Genomic DNA, 13,898 nt, shown 5'->3' with positions numbered 1-13,898 from the left:
TGCGGCGCGCCGGCGACGGCGCGCCGTAGTTGTTTCATTCCGCACGAGAATCCGCATTACATGTCGCGTTGGCGTCCCCCCGCAGAAAAGAGCACCGCGCTGATCACCGCCGCCGGCCATGCACGTTTGAAGGCCGAGCTGGATGAGTTGTGGCGGGTGCGTCGACCCGAGGTGGTCAAGGCACTGGCGGCGGCCGCGGCCGAAGGCGATCGCTCGGAGAATGCCGAATACACCTACCGCAAGAAGCAGCTGGGCGAGATCGATCGTCGCGTGCGCTACCTGACCAAGCGCCTGGAATCGCTGCGCGTGGTCGACACCACGCCGACTGATCCGCAAGCGGTGTTCTTCGGTGCGTGGGTTGAGCTGGAGAACGTGGACAGCGGGCAGACCAGCCGCTACCGCATCGTCGGGCCGGATGAGACCGATGCGGGGCTGGGCTGGATCAGCATCGATTCACCCTTGGCGCGGGCCTTGTTGAAGAAGCGCCTGGATGATGAGTTTTCAGTGGAACTGCCCAGTGGCAACCACACCTTTGCGGTGATCGGTGTGGAGTACGAGACCGCGGCCAACGGCTGAGCCTGTGGCGGGCAGCGGCGCTCAGCCGGGCATGGGCCCGGTTCTACAGAAGCGGCGGCGGATAGCGGCGCCCTTCGCGCAGCGGACGGAAATAATCGTCGTTCGCGTAAAAGGCTGGCGCCTGGTCGGTGTGCCAGCCGGGAATACCCGCCAATGGCAGCGGACGCAGTTCCAAGGGATCGAGCAGCACCCTGCCCTCCTCGATGGCGCGCGCGACCGTGTCGATGCAGCCCGCATCGTCATCGCCCTGCAGCACCACGCATTTGCCGACCAGCAGCCGGCCCGGCAGCAGCGCCTGTTCCATCAAGGCATGACCGAATACCGCGGCGATGGCGATCCGTCCTGACTGCCAATGGATCGGCTCGAACAGCACGCGCCACTGGTGAGCATCCCAGGCTGCAAGCAATGCCGGGTCGCGCACGCGCACCACCACGCCGGTTTCATCGAACTGGGTCAGCGCGGCCTGCGCGCGGTTGCGCTGTCCTGCGGCCATGCCCTCTATGTGCCGGCATTGCTGCGCGTTGAGTGCGCACTTGATCGGCAGGTAGCGTGCCCAGACCAGGGCGTTGAACAGGTCGTGCCAGTTGCCCGCGCGGGTTGCGATGCGCCCTTCCGCAATGCGCGTTTCGTAGTGCAGGCCGTCGGCCAGCAACGCCGCATCCTGTTCAACAAAGCGTTTGCCCGGCAGCGCCAGGCGCGCGTCCAGATCGACCACCCGTGGCCAGTCCGCTGCCGTCAGCAGATCACCGAACCCAGCGATACCGGCAAACAGCGGATGATCGAACGCAGCCCTGTCCACCGCTGCACGCAGCGGCGGCACGAAGCGGCGGGGGCCGCCATCAGCAGCCTCCGCCCCGGTCACAGCACCTTGAGGTCGAATGCCGGGCGCGTGGTCGGCGGCAGTGCGTCGCCGTAGAGATCGTGCTCGTCGCTCTCGGTGATTTCCACGTCGACGAACTCACCCACGCGCAACGCCACCTGGTCTGCGTTCTGGATATGCACCAGGCCGTCGATCTCCGGCGCATCGGCCTTGGAACGGGCCACCGCGATATCGCCTTCGATGGCATCGACCAGGCATTGCTGCACCGTGCCGATCTTGGCTTCCAGACGCGAAGCCGAAATCTGCGCCTGCTTCTCCATGAAGCGCGCCAGTCGTTCCTGCTTCACTTCTTCCGGCACCGGGTCCGGCAGGTTGTTGGCCGTAGCGCCCTCCACCGGCGAGTAGGCGAACGCACCGACGCGGTCCAGCTGCGCTTCGTCCAGGAAGGACAGCAGCTCTTCGAACTCGGCCTCGGTCTCGCCCGGGAAACCGACGATGAAGGTCGAACGCACGGTGATGTCCGGCGCGATGCGGCGCCAGTTCTGCACCCGCTCCAGGGTCTTCTCGACCGCGCCGGGGCGCTTCATCAGGCGCAGGATGCGCGGGCTGGCGTGCTGGAACGGGATGTCCAGGTACGGCAGGATCCGGTTCTCGGCCATCAGCGGCACCACGTCATCGACGTGCGGATACGGATAGACGTAGTGCATGCGCACCCACGCATCCAGTTCGGACAGGCCTTCGCACAGTGCCTTCAGGCGGGTCTGGTAGGCCTTGTCGCGCCACATCTTCTCGGCGTACTTCACATCCACGCCGTAGGCAGAGGTGTCCTGCGAAACCACCAGCAGTTCGCGCACACCGCCGCGCACCAGGCGCTCGGCTTCGCGCAGCACCTCGTCCACGGGACGCGAGACCAGCTTGCCGCGCATCGACGGAATGATGCAGAAGCTGCAGTGGTGGTTGCAGCCTTCGGAAATCTTCAGGTATGCGTAGTGGCGCGGGGTCAGCTTGATGCCGTAGTCCGGCACCAGATCCACGAACGGATCGTGCTTGGGCGGCAGCGCCGCATGCACCGCTTCCATCACGCTCTGGTAATCCTGCGGCCCGGACACCGCCAGCACGTTCGGGTACGCCTCGCGGATCTGCTCCGGGCGCTTGCCCAGGCAGCCGGTGACGATGACCTTGCCGTTCTGGTTCATCGCCTCGCCGATGGCATCCAGCGATTCGGTCACCGCCGAATCGATGAAGCCACAGGTGTTGACCACCACCACGTCGGCCGAATCGTAGGACGGGACGATGTCGTAGCCTTCCGACCGCAGCTGGGTGAGGATGCGCTCGGAATCGACGAGGGCCTTCGGGCAGCCAAGGCTGACGAAGCCGACTTTGGGGTTCAGCTGGGACATGGAATCGCGGGACTCTGGGGGCCTGGGCCCCTGCCGGCATGGCAGGGGGACCTGGGGGCCGGGGCCTGAAAGGGCGTCAGTATACCGGGGTTGGGCCACGGTCCCTGAACTGCCGCGACAGTCCCTTCTCCGCCCCAGGCCGAGCTTTCAGGGCAAGGCGACGGGCAATTCGTCCACTTCCACCGGCTCGAACCGGTATAGAGCGCCGAACTTCAGGGCATAGGCATCGGCCGGCGCTACCGGAATCACCATCTGCGGCAGAACCGCCTCCCCCTCCGCACGGAAGTGCAGGTTGACCACGCCGGGCTGCTCCACGGCGCGGGTAAGCAGGACTAGTCGGGCATTGAATTTCATGAGAACTCCAGGAAAAAAAGCGGCCGCTTTCACCGGCGGCCGATACGGTTGAAACTCGCGGTGCCTGCCGTCCCTGGCAGGCACCGTGTCACCACACACCCATACGCACGCGCAGGCGTCCGGCCTCGTCGAAGACACGCCAGTTGCCGTCGCTGTACTCGGTACGCCGGCCGCCGCCCGGTGCGCTGACGCTGAACGCATCGGCCACCACGTCGAAGCGCGAGACCTGTCCATTCGACGCCAGCTGCACGCCCCCCACCCTGCCGTCGGCGCGGACATTGACCGACCACTGCGCGGATGACTCGGTGCCACCGGCCGACCAGGTCGGCGGCGTAGTTGCTGCCGCATCCACCTGGCTGAGCATCGGGCGGAACATCCAGAAATAAGGCGTGTCCTCACCGGTACCGATCACGATGACGCGGAAGCGCGCGGATGCCGTATTAGCGGGCGCCTGCGTTATCAGGAATGGCCGCGACACCCTGTCCAGCGTGATTGGGATTCCCGTGTTGTTGCGGACGCCCGGACTGTGTACAAGCCCAAGGTGGTTACCGGACGCATCGAAGAACGTCAGCTCCAGCTTGACCTCCACTCGATGGGCATTGATCCATGCAGAGGCGCAGTACGTCTTGCCACCCTCGATGGCGATGTCGTACTCGGTACCCCACCAAGCCATCGCACCAGCGGCCAGAACACCACCCGTGACAGATCCCAGGCCGAATATGCCCTTCGGATGCCAATTGTCATCACCGGTGGGATTGCCCAGCTCGGACCAGCGTGCGCCGGGATTGCTTCCCCAGCCCCAACCCGAGCGCTGCCAGAACGGGAAGGTGGTGTTCATCAGCAGGTTGCCGCCCGAACCGAGGTTCTTGACCTGTGCCTGCATGCTGGTCACCACCGCAGCATCCGCCTTGCCGCCCAACGATGCCTGCACGCCATCCAAGCGCCCGGACAGCGCCGTCATCTGCGTTCCCTGCTGACTCACTTGGCTTTTCAGCTGCGAGAAGCCGCTGGCCGATACATCCCCCACCTGGGTCTTGAGCTGGGTCAGGTCACGTGCGGTGGTGTCCAGCTTGCTGCCCTGCTGCGCAACGGACGTGCTGAGCCCGCTGATCGCCGAGGCATTGGCATCATTGGCCAACTGATCGGTGATGTCGTACACCTGCACGCTGTCCAAACGTACCTGGCCATTGTCCGGATAGGCGTACACATTCAACCGCCACGCATCGATGCCGCTGTTGAACGCATCGAAATCGAACGTGCGGGTCTCGAATGCCGCCACCGCGAACACGGCACGCAGGTCCTGGTTGGACTGCTGGCCGGCGACGCTCCTGCGATACATCCGCACCATCAGATTGTTCGCCCCACCTGCGCCGCAGGCACGTACAACCACGCGCAATCGACGTGCACCGTTGATCGGCACCCACTTGCCGCCATTGGGCTGCAGGGTTGGATTCACACTGGTATATCGATTGAGCAGCACGCCTGGACGGCCATCGCCATTGACCGTGCTCCACACTGCACCGTTGGCGGCCGCCGTTGCGGTCCATCCTCCCAGGCCCTCTGCGAAGTCGGGATTGGGCAGCAGACCGCTGCCGGTGTTGAGTACGCCCTTCAGCCCGCTGGACAGATCGGTGAGCTGCTGTGCCTGCGCATCGACCTTCGCCCCCTGCTGATCCACCTTCGTGGTCAGCGCAGTCACCGCCGTTGCGTTGGCAGCGGCGCTCTGCTGGGCAGCGTAGGCATCGGTGACATCGATCATGCGGATGTCATCAACCTGGACGCGCACCCCCACTTCCCGTGCGCCGTTTCCACCCGGGATGCTGACGAGCATCCGCCACTTCGCGGCAGAGACCGCCGTATTCATGTAGCCGCTGACCTTGGTCCACCCATCCTTGCGCAGGGAGGCAAGGGCGTAGGCCTGCAATGGCCACGAGCTTTCCGCGTTGGCTTCGTTCGTGGTCTGCCAGCCCACCCTGATGGAGCCTCCGGTCGGCTGGATGCTGTCCGGATGCAGGCGCGCGTAGTACTCCACATAGATGCGACGATTGCCGGTGATTGGGGTCCACTGGCCAACGTACATGTCCGCATTTGTGTTCGGGCTGGTGTTGGCTGCGACATTCACATCCAAGCCCCGCTCACCGGTCCGGCGCGCATCGGTGCGGGCGGTGTAGACCGTGCCCGCCGCACTACCCAGCAGTTGGCCGTCCTGGAAGGTTTCGAACGACCCCAGCGGGAACAGGCTGTCGCTTCCGTTGAGAACCGACTGCACATCCGACTGCAGCTTGACCACATGGGCCGCACTGCTGGTGATGCGGTCGCCAAGCTGCACCACGTCGGTGCGCAGGTTGGAGATCGCCGTGGCATTACCTGCGATGTCCTGTGCATCGGTGATGTCATAGAGCTCGACGCGGTCGAACAACACCTTGCCATTCGCATTGGTCAGGTGCACCTGCGGCATCACTTCATTGCGATCCAGCCCAGCCGACCACTCCGCTGTGTAGGTTCTCCAGGCACCGTCGGTCAGGTTCAGTGTCACGTCCGCATGGCTTTCGCCAACACCCGTGGTGCGCACCCTCAGGCGGCATACCAGCGTCGCCGTTGCGCCATCAAAGGCGCGGGCGATCATCACCATCCGGTACCGGCGTGACTTGCCGGCAGCCACCGGCAGCCACCGGGAGTCATTGGCTGTGATTACCGGGTTCTGGCCGGCCTGCGGGCCGTGCGTCATCAACAACGCATCGCCGCCCTGGCCAGAGGCCTTCACCCATTCCACGGTGTTTGCCGGCAGCGTGCGGGTCAACGTCCACCACGCGGCACTGCCGGCGAAGGTGCTGTTGCGCAGCAGGTTGTCATTGCTCACCACGGAGGTATCGATCCGTGCACCCAGGCTGGTGATGCTGTCTGCCGCAGATGCCAGGTCGGTACCGAGCTTGCCCACGTCGGTGCGCAGCCCGGTCAGCGCTTCGGCATTGGCCCGCGACGCACGATCCAGCGCCGACGAGTCCTGCGATCCGGTCGGTACACCATTGAGCAGGGTGATGGTCATTTCCACCCATAGGCCAACGCGGCTGGCATCCAGCGGGGGCGGAGACAGGATCTGCCTGCCGCCACCGGCGCCACTCTTCCTGCGCCCGACCATCACCAGCATCCGTCCGCCGGAAAGCGCTGCAAGGTTCTCCTGCGAAAGACCGGCATCAAGCAGGCGGGTGCGCAGGCCGATGGTGTCGGCGTTGGTGCCGCTGCTGATCGCCCCCACCGCGTCCGACGTATAGGCGATGAAGTACTGGTTGTCCTTCAGGGTTTCGTCGTACCAGGAGTTGAAACGGGCCGATTCAGCTTGCAGATTGCCGTACGTGTCGAATACGGCGGTACTGCTGATGCTGTTGTCCGCATTGATCACCCCTACCCGCAGGCCGCGGTTGGCGCCCATGCCGGCCACGATGCTGCCGTTGGCGCGATACACACCCGATGCACGCGGACCGCCGGTGGGCCAGGCGTTGATGTGCGCATTGGCAATGATGTTGTAGGCCACCATGTTGCCGATGCCGGACGCCAGGCGTGTGACATCCTCGGCAGCGGTCGTCAGCCTGCCATCGATCTGCTCCACCTTGGTCGACAGACCCGTGATCGCCGAGGCATTCGCATCGGCGTCAGTCACTTCCTCCACCCACAGGTCATCCAGCCACAGCGTGCCGGCCGTGCCGTTGCGATTGATCGTGACCTTGATGCCCTGCACCGTGCCGGAGGACGGCAGGTTCACGAAGGTCTCGGTCTTCACCCAATCCACGGACCTGGGGAACGACGCTGTCGCAGCCGCCATCAGGTTGCCGTTCTGGTCGCCAATACGCAGCTTGGTATTGTCGGCCGTGCCGTCGAAGTCCTCGCTGGTCCGCGTCCAGCAGGAAACGCGATAGCGGCGGCCAGCGGTCAGAGCGATGACACGCCCTTCGTTGACCGCCGCGCTGACCACCGTGTTGCTGCCCCCTGCATAGGGCGCGGCTTTCCAGCACAGGGTGTTGCCACGCCCCTCGCGCACCACCGACGCAGCCGTCGTATTGAAGAACGTCCAACCTTCGGAGGCCAGGTTGAAGTCACCATTGAGCGCCAGGTTGCTGCCTGCGCCCATCACCGCTTCCATGCGGCTCTTCAGCTGGACCAGGTCCTGGCTGCTGGTGGTGACCTTGCCATCGAGTTGCCCCACTTCCGTCTTCAGCGCATTGAAGGCACTGGAGCCAACCTTGTCGCCCATCGTAGCGTCCAGGCTGTCCACACGCCTCCCCAGCGCGGTATCGGCGGTGACCATTGCCTGCTGCAGGCTGCTGACGCTGGCATTGGTCGCCAGCGCGCCGGTACCTGCGGGCATGCGTGCCTGCAGTGCCTGGATCGATTGTGCGTTGACCTGGTCGCCGCTGAGCCGCGCGGACTTCTCCGCCGCGATCAGGCCCTGGCTGACGCCCGCCAGATCGCTTCCCTCGTAACTGCCTCGCAGTTGCACGCCGAGCGTCTCTCGACGGCTGGCCTCGCTGGAATCGGCCGCGATGCGTGCACTGGCTTCGTCCTGCAGCATGGCCACCGACGCGCCCGGTGTCGGTCGGCCGATCGCCACCCAGTCCAGCAGGAAGTAGTGGGCATCGGTCTGCGCCTTGGACAGATCCAGGCGGATCTGGTCGACCACGCTACCGTTCCACGGAATGTTGTCCACATCCAGCGTCGCGATGCCATTGCTGTCATAGCCGGGCTCTGCGAACTGCACCATGCGAGCGTTGTCCCACGACTGGCCGGGGCCGTTCCACAGCAGCCGGCCGTCCCAGGCAGGACTACCCACTTTGCGGATACGCAGCTTGACGAAGCGGTGCGCCGCGCCCTGGACGTCCTGGCCACGCGGGCTGGCCACGAAGGCATCGCTGGCATGGTTGGCCGGACGCAACCAGCCATCCACCAACGTTGGACTGCCGCCGTTCGCGCCCCAACCTTCCACGCTGTTGTCGAAGTGCCAGATGCGCTTGCTGTCGAACTGCACACCACTGCCTGCCGACAGCTGGCTCACCATCCGCGTGAGATTCTCGACATCCGACCGGCGCTCGCTGGTTTCGCGGGTCACCGCCGTGGTCAGCTCGGTGCGGGCATTCAGATCACCGGCAGCGCGGTCCAGCACTTCGCGCGCCAGGCCATCGGTGCCTGCCTTGATCGCCAGCGCCTGCTGGTCGAGCCTTTCGGCCTGCCCGGCAAGCCGTTCGGCCCCGGCCGTGATCTGTTCCTGCAGGCGCAGCGATTCGCTGCGCAGTGCTTCGGCCGCCTGGGTGGCATTGGCCAGGTCGTTGTCGATGCGGGCAGTGATTTCCTTGCCCAGATCCTGCTTGACCGCCTCCACCACGCCACCGATCCCCTCCAGCGTCTGCCCGACGTTGCGGCCGAGCGAACGTCGCAGGTAGCGGGCGGCCGTCGACAGTCCACCCGAGGTGTTGCGACTGCGGCAGGCAAAGGTCCAACTGCCCGACGCCGGCAGCACCGCTTCGATCGCAGCAGTGAAGAAGCCACCTGCATCGCCGAGCGGGGTCATCTGCTCCCAAAGCGGGTTGTCTATGCTGCCCGCGGTGTAACGGATCTCCACACCAGCGAAGTCGGCCGACTGTACCGTATCGCTGAAGAAGCCCCATACGTAGCGACGCACGCCGCCACTGAGCTCCTCGATGTCGAACAGGTCGACCAGGACAGGCGGCGCGTCAGCGCCCAACGTCGTGTATTGGGCAGACACCGCCACGCCGGCGCGTCCCTCCGGACTGTACGGACGCACGACGATGGGATAGGTACCCGCGCCGGGGATCGACCAGCTTGCCGAGCGCGTCGTGGTACGTGCGACTTCCTCCAAAGCGGCATTGCCGTCTGGATCGGACAACACCAGCGTGTCACCCACCGGCCCGCTGATGTCGAAGCTGGCCTGCAGTTCGGTATGGACGCTGCCGCCCTGACTGACCTGCCGTTCGATCACTTTCAGGTTGCTGGCGATGGGTCGGGTCTGCAGCGACGATTCGTTCGACGGCGGTACGTACTGGCCGGTGCGCACGTAGTGCCAGAACGCAGGCCCTTCCTGCACCACGTCCACTGACGCACCCTTGAGGTCGCCCTCCGGACGGATGCCGGTCACGCGCACGCGTGTACCCGGCGTCTGTTTGAAATCATAGATCCAGATGGTGTCGTGCGCAGGATTGGTCTCGCTGCTGCCAGGCAGCGACGCGTCGGCCGGCCACGGGTCCGCCAACACCAGGGTGTCGCTCGGCTCGCTGCCAGGTACCACGCGCAGTACGCGGTAGACGCGCTCGCCCGGGATGCGCAGGCCAATGAACGCACTGCCCACCGCCGGCGGCGGCACCGGCTCGTCCAACTGCAGCGTGGTCACACCTTCGGCATCGACCGTCGCGCCGATCAGGCGGCCACCGAAGCCCCACTGGGTCAGGTCGTGCTGCAACGCCAGCACGGACAACCGCGAGTAGGCCAGGTGCTCGATGTCGGTGCTGTAGCTGATCGACTTGTACTGGTAGACGCTCTGCGCCAGATGCCAACGCGCCAGCATCGCGGCGTGGGCTTCGGTGCTGACGCCCTCGCCGGTGATCTTGGCCGGGTTGAGCATCACTTCCACACCCGGTGCCGGCACGCGCAGCGTCGCCGCCTTCCAGGTGTGACGGTCCAGATAGCTGTACTCGATGCCGTCGGCCGCATTGGCCAGGGTGTAGTCGACCTGGAACTGGCCTTTCTTGATCGTCGCCATGTTGACGACGCCGGAGAGCGGCTGCTCGTCGGCGGCCCATGCCACACCCAGGCGGCCCTTTGCCCATGTCACCTGGCCAAAACCAGCAAGGGCGATGGCATCCAGCACCGCCTGGTGGCTGCGTACTTCTGTCAGCCAGTAGTCATAGCCAAGCGCATTGTCTGCGCAATGCAACATGAAGGCCTTCAGGCTTTCAATGTCGATGCGTCGATCCGCCATGCCCAGGCCTGCGATGCGCTTGCCATTTTCGTCGTTGATGCCACGCACGTAGGCCAGAATCTGCGCGCCCGGGTTGCTCGTCTCCTCGGTCACCCAGCCAACCGCATCGCCCTTCCACACCGGGATCGGCCGCGAATGGGCCACGCAGCGGATTTCATCCGGGGTGCCGTTGAGCTGGCCGGAGGCCTTCATCTGCAGGCCGATGGCGGGAATGCCGGCATGGCTGGCATCGTCACGCTGCACGCTGACCAGCGTGGTCCAGGTGAAGTTCGCCTGCGCGCCGCTGCCATCTGTGTTCTGTCCAGCCACGCGCACACGCACGTCGTACTGGCCAAGCTCCACATCGCGACCGTAGCTCACCCGACGGGCTTTCTGCGTGCGTCCCACAAGGTTGTAGTTGCCGAACAACTGCCAGTTGGTGGTGCCTACCGGGCGGTACTGGATCTGGAGCTGCTCGCGGTTGTCCTTGTCCTTGCCCTTGGAGGTCGTGTCCCACAGACGGAATTCCACGTTCACCTGCAGGCGCAGCGTCTCGGCCGAACTGGTGCGCTCCACCCAGGGGCTGGCCACATGCTTGGCGTCGCTGCCGGTATCCAGCAACAGAGCGCCTTCGATCACATCCGCGTTGCTGTAGAGCGGAATCGCTTCGTCCGGCATCTGCGGGAAGCCGCGGAACCAGGTGCGCACCCCCTCATAGCTGGACAGCGGTGACTCACCGTTCTGCAGGGCCTCGACACGGCCGACATTGATGCCTGGGCTCAGGGTCATGCCGACGAACTGTTCGTCGCCCTCGAACCACGTATAGGGACGGCTGATCAGATCGGGCGCCACGCGCGTGGAGCCGAACAGCAGGCCCAGCGGCTCATAGGCGCGCACGCGGTTGCGAGGCGCAGCCAGCGAATAGGCGGTATCGGCAACACCACCACCACCGGGCCGGGGAGGCTTCGGAGTGAGAACCTTGTTGATCAGCACACTGCCGGCCACGTAGACCGCCGAAGCGGCCAAAGTGCCATAAGTGCTCGCGATCGCGCCCGCACCCCAGGCGGAGCCTGCCGCCAGCGCGCCGATGCCGAAGGTGAAGTAGGTCAGCGCGATCATCGCTACCAGCGGGATCACCGCTTTGCCGACCACGCTGCGCACTTCGATCAGCTGCCCATGCCGCGGGCGGACCTGCATCCACTGCTCACGCGGGACATCGATACCATCCACGCAGACCTGCCAGGCCTGCCCATCGAGGCCATCGATATGGCGCATGAGGAAGGCGTACAGGCTTTCGCCCGGGCGCAGGTCGACCGGCACGTTGCGCTGGCCATCCAGCAGCACCGGATGCGGGGTGATGATGAGGCGACCGTCGGTCGCCGGTTGTGGGGTCAGTTCCATGCGTAGTATCCCTCGATCCTCAGCCCATATCCGGGCAGGTCACGAACGCGGTGCAGCACGCTGCAGCCGTTCGTTTCATTGCTGTGCAGAACCCAGCCCTCGTGGGCCAGGAAAAAGAAAACCCCGGCATGGCCGGGGTTGTGTTGTCCGCGTTCGATCATCAGTACCAGGTCGCCGTCCTGCGGAGGGCCCTCGCGGGCTACCGCCTGCGCGCGCGACAGCGCGCCCAGCTCGGCCGAGCCGCGCCGCCCGCGCGGTCGCCGCCCGGGCAGCGCCACTTCACGGGCGAACAGCGCCCGCTGCACCTGCACCACCAGGTCGGCGCAGTCGCACGCGGCTTCGTCATAGGGAATGCCCACCCATCGCTCGACGTCGACCAGGCGCATCAGAAGATCCCCGGCAACGTGAACGGATTGGCGTGCAGCAGCACGGCCTGCTGGCGCATCAGGAAATCGACGCCGCACTGGGCGCTGACCGTGCGCGTGTTGACCGATACCTGGGTCATCGGCAGGTCGTACTCGGCCTCGATGGCATCCGGGTTGGCACGGTCGGTCAGCATCAACCGGGCGGTCACCATCTCGCCCGGGGCCAGTGCTTCCAGGTCTTCGGTGAGTGCGCGGCCGATATTGTCGATCACCAGCTGCGCACGCGGAGCCTGCCCGCTGACGTCGTCGGGAAGCTGAAAGCCGAATGGCGCAGCGATGAACTCGCTGCCATTGCTGGTCCAGTTCACGTTGTCGTTGACGATCCGCAGTACTTCCGGCATCGATGGCGCCGACACTTCCAGCAGCATCAGCGGCCCCTGGGTATCGGCCAAGCGCTGGCGACGTTCATGGAACGAGCTCATCGCATGTACTCCAGCACCAGATCACGCTTGGAGAAACGGAACTGGGTGTTGAGCGGCACCAGGCGGCCGATCCCCTGCGGAAAGCGGGCGCTGATCGGCTGCCTGGTCCGTGGGTGCTCCATCGTGAACCAGCCAACACGACCGACATCGCGCAGGTACCACTCCTCGAACGCCTCGGCGTCGGCCGCACTGCGGAACTGCACCGAGGCGTACACATTCTTCATCACCCGGCTGTTGAGCGCGCGCATCTTGCTCGGCCCGCGCTCCATGTCGGTCCGCTCTTCGGACGCGACGATCTCCTCGCCATAGTCGGCGAAACGAATCTCTGCATACTCTGGCCAACTGCTCATCCCACTGCCTCCGTCCATCCATATCGGGCCCGTCCAATGGCGCCCAGCTCGCCACCGTTGAGGCTGTCGCCCACGATGTCGATCACCAGTCGCCTCACTTCGCTGCCATCCGGCATGCGCTGGCGTTCTTCCCGGGTGTTGACCCGGCCTTCGCCGTAGTTGTTGATTTCCACATTCATGCCGCCCTCGCCCGCCGGGGTGATCGGCACCTGCGCATAGCCCCCGCTTTCGCCGCCGCCCAGGCCGTTGCCGGTTCGCAGCGACGTGCGCAGAGCAAAGAATGCCGATGGGCCGCCGAGTGCCGCCATGTCCTCCTGGCTGAGTACACCTTCACCCTTGTGGACGATGCCGGCCGGTTCGTACTTGCCGCCAGGGCCGGTGTATCCGCCGGTGGAATAGGAGATGGAAATGCCCTCCTTCACTGGCGGGCCGATGGTGGCCCCGACGACGGCGTTGTAGACGGTATTGAAAATCCCCACCATCGCCCGTTTGATCGCAATTCGTGTCAGGTCGGCGATGATCGAATCGGCCAGTGACCTGAAGGACAACTTGCCCTTGTCCACGAACGTATAGAGCGCGTCCTCGATCCCCTGGAACGTTTTGGTGAACACCGCCTTGCTCTGTGCTGCCGTATCGGTCGCCGCCTTGGCGTAGTCGGCGTAAGCGGAGTGGAATCCCTCCCTGAACTTTTCGGCCTGCTGCCAGGGCTTTCGATCCTTGTCGAAGGACATCGCCTCGACCTTGTCCATCTCCGGTGCTTCGATGGCGAACAGACTCGAATCGTAGGAAATCCGCTCGCGCTCGGGCTGCATGTCCGCCACCAGTTCCGGCAGGCGGGCCGGTCCGCCATCCTGCGGTGATCCGTTGCCGCCAGCACGGCCAGGGGAGCTGGCCAGATGTGCCGCTGCCTTGCCAACGCTCCCGATGGATGCCGTCGCCTGTGCCGCCTGGGCCCGAATGGCCGCGAAATTCTGCGCGGCGATTCGATTGAGCTCATTCATCGCAGTGCGGAATTGCGGTGTGTTGATGCGCGGTGTGATGTCCAAGTTGTGGACTGTAGTGGCCACACATTTCTCCTGTTTGATGAAGGGCCCCATGGGAAGCCCTTGGTTCGTTGGTCCGGTCACCGCTGCCGGTCCGGCTGTCGATGCCGCCGCAGCCGGAACGAATTCACCGGCGTGTTCGG

Annotated in this window: 9 protein-coding genes; 1 reads left to right on the top strand and 8 read right to left on the bottom strand. The window is 65.0% G+C overall.

Annotated elements, in window-relative coordinates:
* The first annotated feature begins 60 nt into the window (after positions 1 to 60).
* Positions 61 to 576, top strand: coding sequence for a transcription elongation factor GreB (gene greB, locus ABIA73_RS07235; protein WP_025876131.1), 516 nt, complete (start codon positions 61 to 63; stop codon positions 574 to 576).
* Positions 577 to 619: 43 nt separating this feature from the next.
* Here greB and ABIA73_RS07230 read toward each other — a convergent pair whose 3' ends face one another.
* The 8 genes from ABIA73_RS07230 to ABIA73_RS07195 all read right to left on the bottom strand — a co-directional run bounded on the left by ABIA73_RS07230 (position 620) and on the right by ABIA73_RS07195 (position 13,758).
* Entirely contained in the window at positions 620 to 1,438 is an 819-nt protein-coding gene (locus ABIA73_RS07230; RefSeq protein WP_354275591.1) for a DUF3025 domain-containing protein, read from the bottom strand.
* Positions 1,435 to 2,796: a 30S ribosomal protein S12 methylthiotransferase RimO gene (gene rimO / locus ABIA73_RS07225; RefSeq protein ID WP_025876127.1), complete on the bottom strand. Its 1,362-nt coding sequence runs from the start codon at positions 2,794 to 2,796 to the stop codon at positions 1,435 to 1,437. The genes ABIA73_RS07230 and rimO overlap by 4 nt, the downstream gene beginning before the upstream one ends.
* A 147-nt stretch (positions 2,797 to 2,943) precedes the next feature.
* Entirely contained in the window at positions 2,944 to 3,150 is a 207-nt protein-coding gene (locus ABIA73_RS07220; protein WP_032975021.1) for a hypothetical protein, read from the bottom strand.
* An 88-nt stretch (positions 3,151 to 3,238) separates the two neighbouring features.
* On the bottom strand, positions 3,239 to 11,515 hold the full coding sequence (locus ABIA73_RS07215; RefSeq protein WP_354275590.1) for a host specificity factor TipJ family phage tail protein: 8,277 nt from the start codon (positions 11,513 to 11,515) through the stop codon (positions 3,239 to 3,241).
* Complete coding sequence (locus ABIA73_RS07210; RefSeq protein WP_032975023.1) at positions 11,506 to 11,901, bottom strand: hypothetical protein; 396 nt, start codon at positions 11,899 to 11,901, stop codon at positions 11,506 to 11,508. Before ABIA73_RS07210 ends, ABIA73_RS07215 begins: the two co-directional genes overlap by 10 nt.
* Positions 11,901 to 12,362, bottom strand: a complete 462-nt coding sequence (locus ABIA73_RS07205) for a DUF1833 family protein (protein WP_032975025.1) — start codon at positions 12,360 to 12,362, stop codon at positions 11,901 to 11,903. Before ABIA73_RS07205 ends, ABIA73_RS07210 begins: the two co-directional genes overlap by 1 nt.
* A complete protein-coding gene (locus ABIA73_RS07200; protein WP_033831666.1) occupies positions 12,359 to 12,712 on the bottom strand; it encodes a hypothetical protein in 354 nt (117 codons plus the stop codon). The genes ABIA73_RS07205 and ABIA73_RS07200 overlap by 4 nt, the downstream gene beginning before the upstream one ends.
* Positions 12,709 to 13,758, bottom strand: coding sequence for a phage tail tape measure C-terminal domain-containing protein (locus ABIA73_RS07195; protein ID WP_033831667.1), 1,050 nt, complete (start codon positions 13,756 to 13,758; stop codon positions 12,709 to 12,711). Before ABIA73_RS07195 ends, ABIA73_RS07200 begins: the two co-directional genes overlap by 4 nt.
* Positions 13,759 to 13,898: the final 140 nt, after the last annotated feature.

The organism is Stenotrophomonas sp. 2694 (genome assembly GCF_040548715.1).
In the GTDB taxonomy this organism is placed as follows: domain Bacteria; phylum Pseudomonadota; class Gammaproteobacteria; order Xanthomonadales; family Xanthomonadaceae; genus Stenotrophomonas; species Stenotrophomonas indicatrix.
This window is presented reverse-complemented; position numbering and strand designations above follow the sequence as displayed.